General features: G+C 41.1%; 1 pseudogene. It reads left to right on the forward strand.

Annotated elements, in window-relative coordinates:
• Positions 1-406, forward strand: a pseudogene (locus tag UF06_RS15990) (winged helix-turn-helix domain-containing protein); the annotation flags it as partial.
• Positions 407-511 lie beyond the last annotated feature (105 nt).

Here is a 511-nt window from a genome sequence, read left to right on the forward strand (position 1 = left end):
GTTAAGAAACTACTTGTTAGGTAACCAAGTTATCTTCGACACACTAAAACGAGAAGTAATCAGCCCTGAGCAAATTATTAGCTTGGGTGGACGTGAGTCAGCGATTCTAAAACTATTGTGTGAGAATGCTAATGTGGTCATTTCCAAAGAAGACATTCAGGACAAAGTCTGGGGAAAAGTGTTAGTGAGTGAAACGTCACTTACAAAGGCGATTTCAAACTTGCGCAAATCCTTACAAATGTTGGAAGGCGTCATGTGTGAGATTAAAACGATCCCTAAAGAAGGGTATATGTTGATCTTAGAAGATGAGAACTTAGGCTTAATGGTCACTGAAGATGCGCCGCCTTTGGAAGTGAAAAGAATCGAGTCAAAAGATGTGGCAATGATCAAGCAACCGATAAGCCACAGTAAACCGATGGTATTTTCAAACCGTTGAAGCAGTTCAATTTCTCCAATGTCTAACCCGCACTATCTCGAATGTGCAGTCGTTGGCTAATTTCGAGGGGCTAAT

It is taken from the genome of Vibrio sp. S234-5, assembly GCF_000960595.1.
In the GTDB taxonomy this organism is placed as follows: domain Bacteria; phylum Pseudomonadota; class Gammaproteobacteria; order Enterobacterales; family Vibrionaceae; genus Vibrio.